The 16,258-nt window shown below is 66.6% G+C and carries 19 protein-coding genes; 14 read left to right on the top strand and 5 right to left on the bottom strand.

Annotated elements, in window-relative coordinates; all coding sequences use genetic code 11:
- The first annotated feature begins 70 nt into the window (after window positions 1–70).
- Complete coding sequence (locus tag AruPA_RS15375) at window positions 71–1,093, top strand: NAD(P)/FAD-dependent oxidoreductase (RefSeq protein ID WP_265637643.1); 1,023 nt, start codon at window positions 71–73, stop codon at window positions 1,091–1,093.
- Between the two features lie 53 nt (window positions 1,094–1,146).
- On the opposite strand, the gene AruPA_RS15370 is transcribed toward AruPA_RS15375, so the two are convergent.
- The 4 genes from AruPA_RS15370 to argH are packed head-to-tail and all read right to left on the bottom strand — an operon-like array spanning window position 1,147 to window position 6,336.
- On the bottom strand, window positions 1,147–3,456 hold the full coding sequence (locus AruPA_RS15370; protein ID WP_265637642.1) for a DUF4175 family protein: 2,310 nt from the start codon (window positions 3,454–3,456) through the stop codon (window positions 1,147–1,149).
- Window positions 3,453–4,772 (bottom strand): diaminopimelate decarboxylase, encoded by a 1,320-nt coding sequence (gene lysA, locus AruPA_RS15365; protein WP_265637641.1) that lies wholly within the window; start codon window positions 4,770–4,772, stop codon window positions 3,453–3,455. The genes AruPA_RS15370 and lysA overlap by 4 nt, the downstream gene beginning before the upstream one ends.
- On the bottom strand, window positions 4,769–4,891 hold the full coding sequence (locus tag AruPA_RS15360; RefSeq protein WP_265637639.1) for a hypothetical protein: 123 nt from the start codon (window positions 4,889–4,891) through the stop codon (window positions 4,769–4,771). Before AruPA_RS15360 ends, lysA begins: the two co-directional genes overlap by 4 nt.
- On the bottom strand, window positions 4,888–6,336 hold the full coding sequence (gene argH, locus AruPA_RS15355) for an argininosuccinate lyase (protein ID WP_265637637.1): 1,449 nt from the start codon (window positions 6,334–6,336) through the stop codon (window positions 4,888–4,890). Before argH ends, AruPA_RS15360 begins: the two co-directional genes overlap by 4 nt.
- Between argH and AruPA_RS15350 the strand changes: the two genes are divergently transcribed.
- Window positions 6,335–6,946: a TlpA disulfide reductase family protein gene (locus AruPA_RS15350; protein ID WP_265637636.1), complete on the top strand. Its 612-nt coding sequence runs from the start codon at window positions 6,335–6,337 to the stop codon at window positions 6,944–6,946. The genes argH and AruPA_RS15350 overlap by 2 nt on opposite strands.
- 62 nt (window positions 6,947–7,008) lie before the next feature.
- A complete protein-coding gene (locus AruPA_RS15345; protein ID WP_265637634.1) occupies window positions 7,009–8,238 on the top strand; it encodes an argininosuccinate synthase in 1,230 nt (409 codons plus the stop codon).
- Window positions 8,239–8,285: 47 nt separating this feature from the next.
- Here AruPA_RS15345 and AruPA_RS15340 read toward each other — a convergent pair whose 3' ends face one another.
- Window positions 8,286–8,987, bottom strand: a complete 702-nt coding sequence (locus tag AruPA_RS15340; RefSeq protein WP_265637632.1) for a type 1 glutamine amidotransferase domain-containing protein — start codon at window positions 8,985–8,987, stop codon at window positions 8,286–8,288.
- Window positions 8,988–9,077: 90 nt separating this feature from the next.
- On the opposite strand from AruPA_RS15340, the gene AruPA_RS15335 reads away from it, so the two are divergent.
- The 11 genes from AruPA_RS15335 to AruPA_RS15285 all read left to right on the top strand — a co-directional run bounded on the left by AruPA_RS15335 (window position 9,078) and on the right by AruPA_RS15285 (window position 16,188).
- Complete coding sequence (locus AruPA_RS15335) at window positions 9,078–9,461, top strand: energy transducer TonB (RefSeq protein WP_265637631.1); 384 nt, start codon at window positions 9,078–9,080, stop codon at window positions 9,459–9,461.
- A gap of 87 nt (window positions 9,462–9,548) precedes the next feature.
- Entirely contained in the window at window positions 9,549–9,971 is a 423-nt protein-coding gene (locus AruPA_RS15330) for a YMGG-like glycine zipper-containing protein (protein ID WP_265637630.1), read from the top strand.
- 92 nt (window positions 9,972–10,063) lie between these two features.
- A complete protein-coding gene (locus tag AruPA_RS15325) occupies window positions 10,064–12,097 on the top strand; it encodes a prolyl oligopeptidase family protein (RefSeq protein ID WP_265637628.1) in 2,034 nt (677 codons plus the stop codon).
- A 192-nt stretch (window positions 12,098–12,289) separates the two neighbouring features.
- A complete protein-coding gene (locus tag AruPA_RS15320; RefSeq protein WP_265637626.1) occupies window positions 12,290–13,501 on the top strand; it encodes a site-specific integrase in 1,212 nt (403 codons plus the stop codon).
- Between the two features lie 100 nt (window positions 13,502–13,601).
- Complete coding sequence (locus tag AruPA_RS15315) at window positions 13,602–13,793, top strand: hypothetical protein (protein WP_265637625.1); 192 nt, start codon at window positions 13,602–13,604, stop codon at window positions 13,791–13,793.
- A complete protein-coding gene (locus tag AruPA_RS15310) occupies window positions 13,790–14,191 on the top strand; it encodes a hypothetical protein (RefSeq protein WP_265637624.1) in 402 nt (133 codons plus the stop codon). Before AruPA_RS15315 ends, AruPA_RS15310 begins: the two co-directional genes overlap by 4 nt.
- Window positions 14,188–14,595: a hypothetical protein gene (locus AruPA_RS15305; RefSeq protein WP_265637623.1), complete on the top strand. Its 408-nt coding sequence runs from the start codon at window positions 14,188–14,190 to the stop codon at window positions 14,593–14,595. Before AruPA_RS15310 ends, AruPA_RS15305 begins: the two co-directional genes overlap by 4 nt.
- Entirely contained in the window at window positions 14,592–15,299 is a 708-nt protein-coding gene (locus AruPA_RS15300; RefSeq protein ID WP_265637622.1) for a hypothetical protein, read from the top strand. Before AruPA_RS15305 ends, AruPA_RS15300 begins: the two co-directional genes overlap by 4 nt.
- A gap of 64 nt (window positions 15,300–15,363) precedes the next feature.
- Entirely contained in the window at window positions 15,364–15,666 is a 303-nt protein-coding gene (locus tag AruPA_RS15295; RefSeq protein ID WP_265637621.1) for an AlpA family transcriptional regulator, read from the top strand.
- Between the two features lie 61 nt (window positions 15,667–15,727).
- Window positions 15,728–15,985, top strand: coding sequence for a hypothetical protein (locus AruPA_RS15290; protein WP_265637620.1), 258 nt, complete (start codon window positions 15,728–15,730; stop codon window positions 15,983–15,985).
- A complete protein-coding gene (locus tag AruPA_RS15285) occupies window positions 15,982–16,188 on the top strand; it encodes a hypothetical protein (protein WP_265637619.1) in 207 nt (68 codons plus the stop codon). The genes AruPA_RS15290 and AruPA_RS15285 overlap by 4 nt, the downstream gene beginning before the upstream one ends.
- Window positions 16,189–16,258: the final 70 nt, after the last annotated feature.

Here is a 16,258-nt window from a genome sequence, read left to right as displayed (position 1 = left end):
CGTGATCGCAAATTCTCATCCAGCCCGCCCGATCATTGACCCCGGCGTCAGTTCGGCTACGGAGACATCCATGTCAGACCCCATTGCGGCCGATGTGGCCATTATCGGTGCCGGCCCGGTCGGGCTGTTCGCCGCGTTCGAATGCGGCATGCTGAAACTCGGCACGGTCCTGATCGACGCGCTCGCCGAAGTCGGCGGTCAGTGCGCCGCGCTCTATCCGGAAAAGCCGATCTATGACATCCCGGCCCACCCCGCGATCGAGGCGGCAACGCTGATCGAAAATCTCGAACGCCAGATCGAGCCCTTCCACACCCCGCGCCTGCTCGGCCGCATCGTCACCGGCATCGCCGGCAGCGCCGGTGATTTCACCATCACCACTGACCACGGCGATGCCATCCACGCCAAAACCATCATCATCGCCGCCGGCGCCGGCGCGTTCGGCCCCAACCGCCCGCCGCTCGATGGGCTCGCCGCCTTCGAGGCGACCGGTGCGGTGCAATACTACGTCAAGAAACGCGAGGCGTTCCGCAACAAACGCGTCGTCATCGCCGGCGGCGGCGATTCCGCGGTCGACTGGGCCATCGCGCTCAAAGACGTCGCCGCCAGCGTCGCGGTCGTCCATCGCCGCGCCAAATTCCGCGCCGCCCCCGAAATGGCCGATCAACTCGCCCAGGCCGCCCAGCGCGGCGAAATCGACCTCGTCATCCCCTATCAGCTCCACGCCCTGCACGGCACCGGCGGCACACTCCAGAGCGTCGAAGTCGCCGATCTCGATGGCCAGACCCGCCACCTCGACGCCGATATCCTGCTCCCGTTCTTCGGCCTCGCCATGGACCTCGGCCCGATCGCCACCTGGGGCCTCGACCTCACCCACCACCACATCGCCGTCACCCCCTCCACCCTCGAGACCAGCACACGCGGCATCTTCGCCATCGGCGACGTCGCAACCTACCCCGGCAAATTGAAACTCATCCTGCAAGGCTTCGCCGAAGCCGCCATGGCCGCCCACGCCATCCACCCCATCGTCCACCCCGATACCGCCCTGCATTTCGAATACTCGACCTCGAAAGGTGTGCCGGGTTCTCAGGGCTGAGCCCCTGATGGGGGTCCAGCGGGCAAAGCCCGCCGCCTTGCTTGCTTCTGACCCTAGAAATCAGACCCCAGCAAACGGTGGTAATACGAATGTGCCGGCGCGGGCAGGTCTGGTTCGGCGTCGCGGCGGATCAGTTCGTTCTGGATGGTGCGGGCGTCGGAGTGCGCGCCGGCGCGGCCGAGGCTGATGGTGCTGTGGCTTTGGTTGCCGTACTCGCCGTGGCCGCCGGCGGCATGTTGGCCAAGGCCGGAGGGGCCGCCACCGGTGCCGTGGCCCATCTGCATGGCTTGCAGTGCGGTCTGGGCCTGTTGCAGCGCCCGGATGGCGGCGCGTTCGCTGGGCAGCGCGCCGGCCTGATTGCCGATTTTGAGCTGCGCCTGCGCGCTTTGCATGGCGCTCTGGCCCTGGCCGATCTGGGGGGAGGGCATCATGCCGGCTTTGGCCATGGCTTGTGCCGCCATCCGGAGCTGTTGTTCGAGCGCGTGCTGCTGGTTGGCCAGCGCCTGGCTCTGCGCGCTGGGCGGGTTGCCGGCCTGATTGCCCAGCGGGGGCGGCGTATCCTGCCGTGCGGTGTGGTCCATCAGCCGCGCTTCGCGGCGCATCACCGATGACAGGGATTTCGCGGCTTGTTGCGCCGCCTGTTGGCGGGCTTGCTGGGCGGCGGAGGCGGCTTTGGCGTTCTGCAGCTGGCGCAGCATGGCGCGCAGTTTCGCAAGGTCGCGCTGCGCCTGTGCCGTCTGTCCGGCGGCGGCTTCCTGCGCGATCTGCTGGGCGAGGTGGCTGATCGCGGACATCTGCATCATCTGCGCGCCGGTCGATTGCTGCTGCCCCTGGGCGGCGCTGTGGGCCTGGGCGGCCGCGTCGAGGTGCGACAGGAGGTTCTGCAACTGCTGCGCGCCGGGCGATTGCCCGGCAAGCGCCTTTTGAAGCGCGGCCTCCAGCGCCTGCCTGGCCTTGGCGAGTTGCCGGGCGGCGCGAAACGCAGCACCCTGTTCGGCGCGCTGCACCAGCGTCCATAATGTGGCCTCGGGATGCGCGGCGGCAGCGCCGTCTGCCGCGAAGCCCTGCGCGAAGGAAGCCAGATCACGCGCGGTCCCCGGCGTGATCGGCCCGGGTGGCGCGTGTGCGATCGTTGTGAGGGCGATGGCCAGCGCCGGCCGCGCCGCCGGGGTGATGGCGAGCGCGCGGCGGATCGCTTCGAGCGCCTGGGCGGTCCGGTTATGCAAAATCGGCGCGGGCAGCACGACGTTCGCCACCGCCGAGCGCGCCGTCTGACCGGCCCGGTTGGTGGCGCGCAGTTCGGCCGCAACCGCCATGCCGGCATAGGGGCTGGCGAGCAGGGTGAGCCGCGCATCGCCATGGGCCGCATCCGGGTGCGGCACGGCGGCGCTGCCTTGTTTCGCATGCGGTGCCGCGACCGGGCGGAATGCGAGCGCCAGATCGGTCAACCCGTACCGGCTGTCCACCTGCCAGGTGAAATCGACGCGTTTGCCGTCCGGATCGGCGTAGGGCGGCGTGGTGAAGCCGATCCGCGGCGGCGTCGGCGGTGACACCACCAGATCATAGCGGGCGATCCGGTCCCAGAACGGCCCGATCACGATGGATTCCGATCGCGTCACCACCCGCGTGGTGCGATAGCTGCCGGTCGCGATGGTGGAAAATTTCAGCGCATGGCCGCCGATCGTGGCGCGGGGTGCTCCCCGTCCGCCACCGGTCACGATCAGTGACAGCGACGATCCGGTGAGTGCCGCGATCGGTTTGGTGCCGGGTTCGACCAGTTGCGGGGCCTCGCCGGTCCAGCGCGGCGGCGTGATCCAGGCTTGCAGCGTGAGGCTACCGCCGCCGAACGGGTGCGGCACCGCCAGGCTCGCGGCGAGCCGCTGCCCGGCATCGCCCCCGGCCGCGATCCAGGCGGCGATCAGCGCCAGTCCGAGCAGCGCCCGCAGCGCATAGGGGTCGTGCGATGCGAAATCGGGCGCCGGCCGGCTAATCCGCGCGCCGCCGATCGCCGCCGCAACCCGCGCCCGATGGGCCTGCCACAACGGATCGCCACCGGCCGCGAGCAGCGCGGGCGTATCCTCATAGGCGGCGATCGGGCGGTGCTGCAGCCGGGAATCCTGCTCGATCCGTCGATCGATCGCGCCAGGCGGCGGCGGCGCGAAGCGGCGCTTCGCATGGATGATGGCGGCGGCCAGCGCGATCAGCCCGATGGCATCGGCCTGCCAGCCGCCCGCGCCGAGCAGGGTGGCGATCAGGAACAGGGCGATCACGCCGAGCGGCAACAACATGGCGATGGCGAGCGCCTCGATCAGCAGCACGAGCCGCGCCCGGCGGCGCAGCCGTTCGAGGCGCTGGTCCATCATGACGGCGGGACGATTTCGTCACGCCATAACTGGGCGATGCTCTGCCGCATCCTGATCACATGGGGTTGGCCACGGTCGATCAAGACCTGTGCGGCCAGGGGCCGCCCGTTATAGGTACTGCTCATCGCCGCGCCATAGGCGCCGGCATCGAGAATCGCGACCAGCGCGCCCGGTGCGAGCGGCGGCAGATCGTAGCGGCCGAACCGGTCGCTGCTCTCGCACACCGGACCGACCACCTCGCACGCGCGCGGCCAGCCGCCCGCCGCGACGGCGCCGACCGGCACGATGCCGTGCATCGCATCGTATAACGCGGGGCGGAGCAGATCGTTCATGCCGGCGTCGAGAATGACGAAATCGCCCGCTGCGGTCGCCTTGGTCAGCGTCACGCGCGCCAGCAGAACCCCGGCCGGCGCGACCAGCCAGCGGCCCGGCTCGATCACGAGGTCAAGCGCGCGCCCCGCGACGACCCGCCGGACCATCGCGGCATAGGCGGGCAGCGGAAACGCGATGCCATCGTCATACGGAATGCCGAACCCGCCGCCGAGGTCGAAAGCCGTCACCTTCACCTGCGCCGCATTGAGCTCATCGATCAGGGCGAGAATACGCGCATAGGCGGCCTCGTAGGCGGCGATCTCGAAGATCTGGCTGCCGATATGCGTCGAAAACCCGACCGGCCGAAGCCCCGGCAGGGTCGCCGCATGGCGGTACAGGGACGCGGCATCCCGATAGGCGATGCCGAATTTATCGGTCGCGCGGCCGGTACTGATCTTGTCGTGGCCGCCGGCCGCGACATCGGGGTTGATCCGCAGCGCGACCGGCGCGGTGCGGTCCCGCGCGCGGGCGAGGGCCGCGATCATCGCGAGCTCCTCGGCGCTTTCCACATTGATCTGACCGATGCCGGCCTCGATCGCCTGGGCGATTTCCTCGGCCCGCTTGCCGACACCGGAATAGACCATCGCCGCCGGCGCGATCCCGGCCGCCGCGGCACGCCCGAATTCTCCGGCGCTGGTCACATCGGCACCCGCGCCGCCCGCGCGCAGCAGCGACAGGATCGCCAGATGATCGTTCGCCTTGATGGCGTAGCGAATCCCAGGCGTCAGCCCCTGGTCAGCGAATTCACCCTGCAACGCCGCCATCCGGCCGCGCAGCGTGGCCGCACTGTAGATCCAGGTCGGTGTGCCGTGCCGCGCCGCGATGTCGGCGAGCGCCACATCATCGAGGCAGAGCCCGTCCATCGCGTGCCACGCGAGCGCAGGCCGTGCCGCGATCAGCCGGTGCCAGGGCTGGTCGCGGGCGAGATCGGGCGCGTCGTTCATTGCGACGGGTAGGTGTGCGGATAGGTGATCGCGCTGGCCGGCCCGGGCGGCGAGGGTGCGCCGGCGCGGCCGCAGCCGGCGAGCGCGGCGCAGGCCAGGATCAGGATCAGATATTTCATCGCAGACTCTCCTGCCATTGCGCGGCCTCGCGCGCCACATTCGCCGGTGCGGTACCGCCATAGGCGCTGCGGGCCGCCACCGAGGCATCGATGCTCAGCGTCGCGAACACCGCTTCGGTGATGCGCGGTTCGGCCTCCTGCATCACCGCGAGCGGCAGATCGGCGAGGTCGATGCCGCGCGCCTCGGCGGCGGCGACGATGCGCCCGGTCACGTGATGGGCGGTGCGGAACGGCAGGCCCAGGTCGCGCACCAGGTAATCGGCCAGATCGGTCGCGGTCGCGTAATCCGCCCCGGCGGCCTCGCGCATCCGCGCCTCATCGGCCTGCATGTCGCGCACCATGCCGGTCATCGCGGCGATGCTGAGTTCGGCGGCGTCGGCCGCGTTGAACACCGCCTCCTTGTCCTCCTGCATGTCCTTCGCATAGGCGAGCGGCAGGCCCTTCATGACGGTGAGCAGCGAAATCAGCGCGCCGAAAATCCGCCCGGTCTTGGCGCGGGCCAGCTCGGCGGCATCCGGGTTGCGTTTCTGCGGCATGATCGAGGAGCCGGTGGTGAACGCATCCGACAGGCGGATGAACCGGTACGGCGCGCTGACCCAGATGATGATTTCCTCGGCGAAACGCGACAGATGCATCGCCATGATCGATAAGGCGGACAGGAATTCGATCGCGAAATCACGGTCCGAGACCGAATCGAGCGAATTGGCGGTCGGCCGGTCAAACCCGAGCGCCTGCGCGGTCATGCCGCGGTCGATCGGGAAGGTGGTGCCGGCGAGTGCCGCGGCCCCCAGCGGCGATTGGTTGAGCCGGCGGCGGCAATCGGCGAGACGCGAGCGGTCGCGCGCCAGCATTTCGACATAGGCAAGCAGATGATGCCCGAAGGTGACGGGCTGGGCGGTCTGCAGATGGGTGAAGCCGGGCATGATGGCACCGGCATGTTCCGCCGCGCGATCGGCCAGGGCGCGCATCAGGTCGCGCAGCTGCAGGTCGGTCGCATCGATCGCGTTGCGCACCCACAGTCTGAAATCGGTCGCGACCTGATCGTTGCGGCTGCGCGCGGTGTGCAGCCGGCGCCCGGCCTCGCCGATCCGCCCGACCAGCCAGGCCTCGATATTGGTGTGGATGTCTTCGAGCGCGGGATCGAAGGTGAAGGTGCCGGCGGCGATCGCATCGCCGATTTCGGTCAATCCCGTGCGGATCGCGGCCTCGTCGGATTGTGATATGATCCCCTGGCTTGCCAGCATCGAGGCATGCGCAAGGCTGCCCTCGATATCTTCGCGCCAGAGCCGGTAATCGAACCCGATCGAGGCGTTGATCGCCTGCATGATCGCGGCCGGCCCCTCGGAGAACCGGCCCCCCCATTGCAGCTTGGCCCATTGCGCTCCTGGCGGGTTACCATCAGATGCGGGTTCGGGGCTAATCTCGGGTGGAGCATCGGCATTCATGACAATCGGACTTTCACGGCGGCATTTCGCGGCGTTGGGCGCGGGTCTTCTGCTGCCAGACTTAACGGCGCTCGGCGGCTTCGGCAAATCGGCGCGGGCGGGACAATTGCCCGATGTCGGGCAGAATCTGGCGGAAACTTTGCCGCAGCCGGTGCCGCTGTTTCACTTCCTCAATGCCGCGGGACGGCGCCTGACGCTCGCGCATTATCGGGGCGAGGGGCTGGTGGTGAATTTCTGGGCGACCTGGTGCCCCCCGTGCCGCGCGGAACTGCCGTCGCTGGTGGCGATCAACAAGGTGCTGCTGCCCGACGGGATCAGGGTGTTGCCGATCTCGGTCGACTCCAACGGCATCCAGGCGGTCGCCCCCTATTACAAGGCACATGGCATCACCGGCGTGCCGATGCTGTTCAACCCCAATTCCAGCGCCCTGCAGGCGTTTCAGGTCAACGGCATCCCGCTCACCGTGATCGTCAACCGCAAGAGCGAAGTGGTGGCCACACTGAGCGGTGCGGGCAACTGGAACAGTGCCGGCACGGTCGCGCGGGTGCGCCAGCTGGTCGGGCCGGCAACGGGCGTCGGCGCCAGGCCGACGGCGACGACACCGACCTGATATCTCTTGCGGTTGAGGCATGGGGCTGATACGGCGCGCGCTCCGAACAGAGGGTGACCGCGATGGCCGACAAGTCCGTGAAGAAAGTGGTGCTGGCGTATTCCGGCGGGCTGGACACCAGCGTGATCCTGCGCTGGTTGCAGACCGAATACAACGCCGAGGTCGTCACCTTCACGGCCGATCTAGGCCAGGGCGAGGAGCTGGAACCGGCGCGCCGCAAGGCCGAAATGTTTGGCGTGAAAGAGATTTTCGTCGAGGATCTGCGCGAGACCTTCACGAAGGATTTCGTCTTCCCGATGTTCCGCGCCAATGCGCTCTACGAGGGGCAGTATCTCCTGGGCACCTCGATCGCGCGGCCGTTGATCGCGCAGCGCCAGATCGAGATTGCCGAGATGGTCGGGGCCGATGCGGTGGCGCATGGCGCCACCGGCAAGGGCAACGACCAGGTGCGGTTCGAACTCGCCTATTATGCGTTGAAGCCCGATGTGCGGGTGATCGCGCCGTGGCGCGAATGGGACCTGACCAGCCGGACCAGGCTGCTCGAATTCGCCGAGGCGCATCAGATCCCGATCGCCAAGGACAAGCGCGGCGAGGCGCCGTTTTCGGTCGATGCCAATCTGCTGCATTCCTCCTCCGAGGGAAAATTGCTGGAAGACCCGGCGGAGGCGCCGGACGAAATCGTCTATCAGCGCACCATCAGCCCCGAAGCCGCGCCGGATGTGGCGACGGTGATCTCGATCGGGTTCGCGCAGGGCGATGCGGTGTCGATCGATGGCGAGGCCCTGTCGCCCGCGACCTTGCTGACGCGGTTGAACGCGCTGGGGCGGGAGAACGGCATCGGCCGGCTCGATCTGGTGGAAAACCGGTTCGTCGGCATGAAGTCGCGCGGCGTGTACGAGACGCCGGGCGGCACGATCCTGCTGGCGGCGCACCGGGCGATCGAGAGCATCACGCTGGATCGCGAGGCGGCGCATCTCAAGGACAGCATCATGCCGCGCTATGCGGAGCTGATCTACAACGGGTTCTGGTTCAGCCCGGAGCGGCACATGCTGCAGGCGCTGATCGACACCAGCCAGCATTCGGTCACCGGCACCGTGCGGCTGAAACTCTACAAGGGCAACGTCATCGTGATCGGCCGCGACAGCCCGCATTCGCTGTATTCGGCGCGCATGGTCACGTTCGAGGATGACCAGGGCGCCTATAATCAGCAGGATGCGGCGGGGTTCATAAAGTTGAACGCGCTGCGGCTGCGACTGGGCGCGGCGGTGGGACGGCGGGGCGGTGCGCTCTAACGAATAAAAGTTTTTTGGTTCTTTTTTACAAAAAAGAACCCTTCGCCCTACGCTGCTTTGACCTGCCGAGCCTTCAAGGCATCCACCACCGCATGCGCCAACGGCTCGGACGATTTCGGGTTCTGCCCGGTCAGCAGATTGCCATCCTCCATGATATGCGGCGCGAAATCCGGACCGGTGGAGACTTGGGCGCCCGCGGCCCGCAGGCTGGATTCCAGCAGGAACGGCACTTTGTCGTCGAGGTGAACGGCGCGCTCCTCATCATCGGTGAAGCAGGTGATCGAGCGGCCCTTGATCAGCGGCGAGCCGTCGATCCGCTCGACGCCGAGGAACGCGGCCGGGCCGTGGCAGACCGAGGCGACGATTTTTCCGGCATCGAGCATGGAGGTGATGGCGGTGGCAAGGGTCGGATTGTGCGGGAAATCCCACATCGTGCCGTGGCCGCCGGGGAGATAAATCGCGTCAAACTCGGTCGCGGTCAGATCGGCCAGGGCTTTGCTGTGGTGCGCGGCATCCAGCGCGGCGGGATCGTCATGGAAACGCTGGACCGAGGCGGGCAGGGGGGTTTCGGCAAGGCTGCGGCCATCGATCGGAATTTCACCGCCGCGCACCGAGGCGAGGGTGACGGTGCAGTCGGCATCGATGAAGGCGTAATAGGGCGTGGCCAACTCCTCGAACCAGACGCCGGTGCGATCATCCGAACCGGGGATGGCGGTGTGCGAGGTGGTGACGATGAGGATGTTGGTCATGCGGCGCTCCTGATGGATGAATTGACCGGCAGATGGGGATCAGGCAGGCCGATTGCGAGAAATTGTCATGATGTCGTGAAGGAGTGGCGGATGCCGGGTGGTCGCTGGGTCGTTTGGTTGATGATGGTCGTTCCGGTCATGGCACACGCGCAGGCCCCGGCGCGGCATCCGATCAGCGCGGCAACCCGGGCAGCGATTGCGCGCCAGGTGCCGCAGCTGCTGGCACAGAAAGGGGTGCGGCATGTCGGGTTTTACGGCTTCACGGTCGATCGCGCCGGGCATGTGCTGAGTGAATGGGTGGTGCGGCCCTCCGGCCGGCCTTCGCTCGACCGGCTGGCGCTGGCCGCGATCGGCAAGGCGATCCTCAAGCAACTGCCGGCCAATGCACCGCCGCGGATGCAGTTCGTCGTGCCGATCGAGTTTCACAAACACGGCGCCATGGCCGAGCCGGGCGGACCGCCGCCACCGCGGTGACGGAGGCGCGGAATTTTGCCATGATTTCACCCTGCGCCGGCCATGGTGCGCGCCTATATCGCTGTCATGTTTGCAGGAGGAAGAACCATGAGTACGATGATTTCAGGCCGGCGCATGCGCCGTGCCGGGTTGGCCGGCGCGGTGATCGTCACCGCTCTGGGCCTCGCGGGTTGCACCAACCCGTATGACCCGGGCCAGCGCGCGCTGGGTGGTGGCGCGATCGGTGCCGGCACCGGCGCAGTGATCGGTGCGGCGACGGGCGGCAGCCCTGCGGCAGGCGCGTTGATCGGTGGTGCGGTGGGCGCGCTTGGCGGCGCCCTGACCACGCCGCAGGCGCCGCGCCCCTATTACAATCACGGTGGTTACAACGATCAGGGCTATGGCGGGCAACGGCCCGGCTATGGCCCCGGGTATGGCCCCGGGTATGGCAACGGCGGCCCGCCGCCGCCGCCGCCGCCCGGTTATTACAACAACGGTGGACCGCCGCCCCCGCCGCCGCCCGGCTACTGATCGGCGCGCCGTGCCCGATGCGCCCGCCCGGTGGACTTCACCGGGCGGGCGCGCTCTATTCGCGGGTAAGGTATTCACCCCCGGAGCACGGCATGAACGACATCGACACGCAGACCGATGAATTCCTCTGGCTTGAGGACATCGAAGGCGAACGGGCGCTCGCATGGGTCGAGGCGCAGAACCGCGCGAGCATCGCCCGGCTGTGCGACGACGGATTCGCAGCCGACCAGTCGGTGCTGACCGCCCAATTCAATTCCGACGCCCGCATTCCCGCCATCGTGCAGCGTGGCGGGTTCGTCTATAATTTCTGGACCGATGCCGCGCACCAGCGCGGTATATGGCGCCGCACGACGCTCGCCGATTACCGCACCGAGGCACCCCGTTGGGATCTGCTGCTCGACCTCGATGCGCTGTGCGCCAGCGAGGGCGAAAGCTGGGTCTGGCACGGCGCGCAAACCCTGCCGCCAGCCCATGAACGCGCCCTGATCAGCCTGTCGCCCGGCGGCTCCGATGCCACGGTGGTGCGCGAATTCGATATGGCGGGCCGCCGGTTCGTGCCGGACGGGTTCACCGTGCCACTTGCCAAAACCGCCGTGTCCTGGATCGATGCAGATACCGTGCTGCTCGCCTCGGCCCATGGCGGAGATGTGACGTCTTCGGGCTACGCCCGCACCGTGCGGCAATGGACGCGCGGCACCTCGATCGAGGACGCCCCGACCGTCTTCGCGGTCGAACCCGGCGATATGGCGGCCTCCGGCTCGTGCAGCCACGATCCGGCGCACCGGTTCCTGTGGTTCACCCGCGCGATCGCGTTCTATCGCAACCAATGTTTCTATCAGCCGATCGGCGGCGATCGCGTGCAGCTCGATCTGCCCGAGGATGCCGATGTCGACATCGGGCACGGGCGGCTCCTGGTGCGCCCGCGCTCGATGCTGGCCGGATTCGCCCCCGGCAGCCTCCTGACCATCGGGATCGATGCATTCATCGCCGGCGCCCGCGATTTCGCGGCGATCTTCACACCGACCCGCAAGCGCGCGCTCGAGAGCTGGGTCAATCTGAAATCCGGCGTGGTGCTGACCGTGCTCGACAATGTGGCGAGCGTGATCGAATTCGCCGACGCCGCGCACGGCTGGACCGTCCGCCCCGTGCCCGGCATGCCGGCGAACAGCGCCATTTCGGTGCGGGACTTATCGGTCGACGATTACGAATCCGACGCGCTGCTGTTCAACGTCAGCGGTTTCCTGACGCCGGATTCCCTCCTGCTCGGCAGCCCGCACGCAGCGCCGAGTCTCCTGAAACAGCTACCCGCCCAATTCGACGCCAGCGGCCTCACCGTCCGCCAGTACGAGGCGACCGCCGCAGATGGCACCGCGATCCCCTATTTCGTCGTCGCCCCCGCGGGCGATCCACCGGCCGGCGGCTTCCCCACCTATCTCTACGGCTACGGCGGGTTTGAGGTCTCGCTGACCCCCTATTATCTCGCCGCCCAGGGCGCGCTGTGGTGCCGCACGGGGGGCGCCTTCGTGCTCGCGAACATCCGCGGCGGTGGCGAGTTCGGGCCGGACTGGCACAAGGCCGGCATTCGCGCCGGCAAGAAAACCGCCCAGGATGATTTCGCCGCCGTCGCCGCCGACCTCGTGACCCGCGGCCTCTCGACGCCCGCCCGCATCCTCGGCTCGGGCGGCAGCAACGGCGGATTGCTGGTCGGCAACATGCTGACCCGCCACCCCGCCGCGTTCGGCGCGATTATCTGCGCGGTGCCGCTGCTCGACATGCGGCGCTACACCAAACTCCTCGCCGGCCATTCCTGGATCGCCGAATACGGCGACCCCGACATCGCCGAGGACTGGGCCTTCCTGCACGAGATTTCGGCCTACCAGCTCGTGCGCGCCGGCCAGACCTACCCGCCCGCCTTCATCAACACCACCCGCCGGGACGACCGGGTCCACCCCGGCCATGCCCGGAAAATGGCGGCAAAACTGCAATCACTGGGGTACGACGCTCTTTATTACGAACAGGCCGAAGGCGGCCACGGCGCCGGCGCCGATGCCGCCCAGCGCGCGTTCTTCTTCGCCCTGAGCTTCGCCTTCATGCGCCAGACCGTCAGGAAAAATATCGGGGATTGAATGGTCGGAGCGGCGGGATTCGAACCCACGACCCCCAGTCCCCCAGACTTGAATAGCGATGCGGCATGAGGCGACATGCGACGAAAAAATGGCGGTTTTCTTGATGTTGTCGCTTCAATGCGGTTGATTTAATTTCATGACGTGGTATCCGCAGAGTGTCCGGTGGTATCCATCGGCTGAAAGGACCGCGCCATGGCGACCCGCCGCATCACTGCCGAACTGGTCGAAAAAATGCAGCCCGGCGATGTGTTCTGGGATGACAGTGTGCGCGGGTTCGGCGTGCGCCATCGCGGGCGCGATGCGATCTACTGCCTGAAATGCCGGATCAAGCGACGCCAGACCATCCTGACCATCGGGCGGCACGGGGCGGGCTATTGGAGCGCGGAACGGGCGAGGCGTGAAGCGGTCCGGCTGCTCGGCCTCATCCGCGATGGGAAAGACCCCGCCGCTGAGCGGAACGCCGCGCGGAGCGCGCCAACCTTGGAGGCGTTCGCCGCCCGGTACATGACGGAATACGCGGAAGGCCAAAAAAAGCCGCGGACTGTGACCGAGGATAAAAGGCTGCTCCGGCTGCACATCCTGCCGGCGCTAGGCCGGTTGCGCTTGGTCGACATCGGTAAGGCGGATGTGGCGCGGTTTCATTCATCGATGCGCGCCGTGCCGGTGGCGGCAAACCGCGCCTTGGCGCTCTTGTCGGCAATCATGGGATGGGCTGAGCGGGTTGGTGAGCGGCCTGATAATTCCAACCCATGCCGGCACATAGACAAGAACAAGGAAAAATCCCGCGAGCGATTCCTGAGCGCAGAGGAACTTGCGCGCCTTGGCGATGCCCTGGCGACTGCCGAGACCGCGGGCCTGGCAGATTGGCGTTCGGTATCGCTGATCCGGCTTCTGCTTTTCACCGGCGCGCGGCTCTCCGAAATCCTGACCCTCCGTTGGGATTGGATCGACCTCAACACCGGCATTGCGCGCCTGCCGGAAAGCAAGACGGGTGCGAAGAACCTGTTCTTGTCCGCCCCCGCGCTCGAGCTGCTGGCCGGACTGCCTCGCGTAGCAGCAAGCCCGTATGTTCTGCCCGGCGATCGGGCTGGTGCTCCCTTCGTCGGCGCTCAGAAACCATGGCAGCGAATCCGCGCCACCGCCGGGCTCGAGGACGTCCATCTGCACGATTTGCGGCATTCATTTGCCAGCGTCGGCGTGGCCGGCGGCGACTCCCTGTTCATTGTGGGCAAGCTCCTAGGACATCGCCAGTCGGCGACTACAGAACGCTATGCGCACCTTGCGCCTGATCCCGCCAAGGCGGCCGCCGATCGAATGGGCGGAAAGATCGCTGCCATGCTTGGCGGTGGCCGGCAGGCGGAGATTATCGAGATCGACCCAAAGCGGAAAAGGAAAGCCGAATAGGGAGATGCCGCGCCGGCCGGATGCCGGCAGAGGGGTGGCCCGATGGTGCTGTAACACCACCGGGCATGGCCTCGGAAAATGGTCCTGAGGGGACAATACGATGACCGAAAATGTGTCTAGCACAAAAACCGTTGCCAGTGGCAACTCGCCGCGCCTGATCGATATCGCCGCGCAAGCCAAGGCGGCCGCGCACGACCTGGCCGCGCTCGGATCGACCCCGAGCGAACGCCGGATCATCGCGGCCGTGGCAACACAGGCGATGCGGGCCGTATTCGCGGAGGCGGTGCGATGAACCGCCGCGATGCCATTGCCAACCTCGTCGCAGGAACCGCTGCCGCCCTGGCCGTGTCGGTTTCAACTTCGCAAGCCGCCGCAGCCGATGCCGAACTGATCGCCCTGTGCGCCCGGTTCGATGCCAATGAGCGGCACTATCTCTCCTTCTACCCGGGTGGCGAAAACCACATTCCTGACGATGATGCTCGCGACGCCGTGACCGATCCCATTCAAGACGAGCAACACGCCCTTGCCACAGAGATCACCAGCCACCGCATCACCACGCTTGCCGGCTTCGCGGCGGTGGCGCGGAGCCTTGGTCTATGGGATTCGCAGATCGGTGAACCGGAGCAGCACGGTTGCATCAACGAGCAGCTGGTGGCGATGCTGGTGCGGGATGCGAGGGCCATGTCATGACCCGCCATTCAATCCCTGCCGACATGTTCGATCTACTCTACCAGATTGGTGAACTTGCGGGCATCCTCCGCGACATCGCCGCGCGGGAGATCAGCGAAAACAAACCGATTGCCGGCACCGCAATCGACCTGCTCGCTCGGTTGATTGTCGATCAGGTTGAGAAGGGCATCGAGTTTTCCCCGCACCGCGAGGTCTCTGAGCCGGCGCCGGCCGATCAGTGGCGGACCATCGATCCGGACGACATCCGCGCCGTCAGGGATGACCTCGATGGCTTGGCCGGGCTGGCGACCGGGCTGGCTGGCAAGAAGGCGGCCGGGCTCGAAATCGACGGGCATGCAGTCGAGGCGCTTGGCGATCTAGCGCGCCTGGCACGTGATCGGCTCGTAAAGGCGATGGCGGCGTGACGGCGCAACACAAGGGAGAACGGGGCAACCCCCCGTCTCCCGCTTCGCAGCGCGCGACGGTGCGGATGACGGCTCGCGAGTGGCATCTGGTGGAAGCGTTCGCGCCATCCGAAGCGGATGTTGTGGCATGGTTCGGGAAACACCCGCCGGCGCAATCGCGCATCGAATCAATCCAGTATTTCGCCGCGGTTGTCCGTCACCACTACATGACGGGTGATCTTGCTGCCGAGATCGAGGCGATTGATCGCGTCGGCAAAACGGTGAAGGCCGCGCGCGCTGCCGCGCTCACCCTTCGCCGGCAGATCAATGAATTGACCGCAATGCCGGAAGGTGATCGGGCGGTGCTTCCGTTTCCGGGTGTGATGGCGATTTTAGCGAGTCTGCGCACCGACCTGGAATTGCTCGAATACGGATTGCGGGCACCAACCGCCCCGCCCGCGTGGCAGATCATCGCGGAGGACGCTTTGAGCTTCGTCATCGATCCCGCGATTCGATCAATCGGACGCGATGCCCGGACCAGCGCGGCCGGATCGAGGCGGGTTTCAGTCTTGGTGCATCTGTTGGCGGCGTGCGGCGTCACCCAAGAGCGGACCGGAAATAGGGCGCTCCCGATCACCGCCGGCATGATCAGGGAGTGGCTTGAAAGTCGGAACACCCAAAAAGGTCAGAAACTCGAAAAGCGGAAATCTGACCGAGACGGGTAGGTCCCAGATCGCACAAACTCCCGGTGTCGCAATTAGTCGCGATTACATCGCTCAGGGGTTCACGATGACGAATGATCCGATTGCCCAACTGGCCGACAGGGTTCTTGCTGAAATCGTGTCACGCGCCGCGCGGCCTACCGATGCGCCCGCCACGAAACCAGCCGCTGCCGAACCTGCGATGCGGGAAAATTTCGACGGCGCGGGCGCTGCGGCTTACCTTGGTGTCTGCAAGCGGACCCTTGAACGCCTGGACGCCGCCGGCGATGGGCCTGCCCGCGTCTGGATCACGCCGCGCCGGTACATCTACCGCAAGGCCGATCTCGATGGGTGGCTGGCCGCCCGGATGAAACAGCCGCTGGCCGCCTGACCCCGAAAATAGATGAGGCGCAGCCCCCGCAGGCCGCGCCCCGATATCCGAAAGTCCCAGAATGTCCGAATACCCGAATCGACCTTCCCGCGTCAACCAAAATCCCAACCGACCCGATCCGGCAATACAGCGCGGCGCTGCCCATCTGGCATCGCTCGGACCGCGCGCCATCGAGGAATTTCTGGTCGAACTCGTGGTCGCGTTCAATTGCCGCAAGGAAATCACCCGACGCCTGATGGATTACCAGCGGATCACGCCGGCCATGCTCGCCGCAACCGGCGGCGACAAACAGGTGCCGATTCTTTGGAGGGCAGCATGACCGAAGCCGAAGTCCGCCGCATTGTTCGGGAAGAAATTGAGGCCGTGCGGCAGGACCAATCCGCTATCAACAAGGCATCAATTAATGCGGCGGTCCGGGACGTTGTTGTGAATGCCGTCAGCCGCCAAGCAGGGATTCTATTTGTCGCACGACCTGCTCGGACAGGTGATGGTAATCTGACCCCGGAGGCATCGACAAAGTGATTGCTTCCATCGAGGCCTCCGTGATCGTTTCTCGCAGATCGATCGGTGAGATTTTTTTAATCTCAAGGAT

This window comes from Acidiphilium sp. PA, from assembly GCF_026191915.1.
Lineage (GTDB): Bacteria > Pseudomonadota > Alphaproteobacteria > Acetobacterales > Acetobacteraceae > Acidiphilium.
The sequence above is the reverse complement of the archived record's forward strand: the minus strand, read 5'-3'. Positions and strand labels throughout refer to the sequence as shown.

What these genes read in the sequence shown, in the direction of transcription:
- AruPA_RS15325 (WP_265637628.1), top strand. Translation starts at nt 10,064, where the DNA reads ATGAACGACATCGACACGCAGACCGATGAATTCCTCTGGCTTGAGGAC.
- AruPA_RS15330 (WP_265637630.1), top strand. Translation starts at nt 9,549, where the DNA reads ATGAGTACGATGATTTCAGGCCGGCGCATGCGCCGTGCCGGGTTGGCC.
- AruPA_RS15310 (WP_265637624.1), top strand. Translation starts at nt 13,790, where the DNA reads ATGAACCGCCGCGATGCCATTGCCAACCTCGTCGCAGGAACCGCTGCC.
- AruPA_RS15305 (WP_265637623.1), top strand. Translation starts at nt 14,188, where the DNA reads ATGACCCGCCATTCAATCCCTGCCGACATGTTCGATCTACTCTACCAG.
- AruPA_RS15375 (WP_265637643.1), top strand. Translation starts at nt 71, where the DNA reads ATGTCAGACCCCATTGCGGCCGATGTGGCCATTATCGGTGCCGGCCCG.
- AruPA_RS15315 (WP_265637625.1), top strand. Translation starts at nt 13,602, where the DNA reads ATGACCGAAAATGTGTCTAGCACAAAAACCGTTGCCAGTGGCAACTCG.
- AruPA_RS15295 (WP_265637621.1), top strand. Translation starts at nt 15,364, where the DNA reads ATGACGAATGATCCGATTGCCCAACTGGCCGACAGGGTTCTTGCTGAA.
- AruPA_RS15340 (WP_265637632.1), bottom strand. Translation starts at nt 8,987, where the DNA reads ATGACCAACATCCTCATCGTCACCACCTCGCACACCGCCATCCCCGGT.
- argH (WP_265637637.1), bottom strand. Translation starts at nt 6,336, where the DNA reads ATGAATGCCGATGCTCCACCCGAGATTAGCCCCGAACCCGCATCTGAT.
- AruPA_RS15290 (WP_265637620.1), top strand. Translation starts at nt 15,728, where the DNA reads ATGTCCGAATACCCGAATCGACCTTCCCGCGTCAACCAAAATCCCAAC.
- AruPA_RS15370 (WP_265637642.1), bottom strand. Translation starts at nt 3,456, where the DNA reads ATGATGGACCAGCGCCTCGAACGGCTGCGCCGCCGGGCGCGGCTCGTG.
- AruPA_RS15345 (WP_265637634.1), top strand. Translation starts at nt 7,009, where the DNA reads ATGGCCGACAAGTCCGTGAAGAAAGTGGTGCTGGCGTATTCCGGCGGG.
- AruPA_RS15335 (WP_265637631.1), top strand. Translation starts at nt 9,078, where the DNA reads ATGCCGGGTGGTCGCTGGGTCGTTTGGTTGATGATGGTCGTTCCGGTC.
- AruPA_RS15320 (WP_265637626.1), top strand. Translation starts at nt 12,290, where the DNA reads ATGGCGACCCGCCGCATCACTGCCGAACTGGTCGAAAAAATGCAGCCC.
- AruPA_RS15350 (WP_265637636.1), top strand. Translation starts at nt 6,335, where the DNA reads ATGACAATCGGACTTTCACGGCGGCATTTCGCGGCGTTGGGCGCGGGT.
- AruPA_RS15285 (WP_265637619.1), top strand. Translation starts at nt 15,982, where the DNA reads ATGACCGAAGCCGAAGTCCGCCGCATTGTTCGGGAAGAAATTGAGGCC.
- AruPA_RS15360 (WP_265637639.1), bottom strand. Translation starts at nt 4,891, where the DNA reads ATGAAATATCTGATCCTGATCCTGGCCTGCGCCGCGCTCGCCGGCTGC.
- lysA (WP_265637641.1), bottom strand. Translation starts at nt 4,772, where the DNA reads ATGAACGACGCGCCCGATCTCGCCCGCGACCAGCCCTGGCACCGGCTG.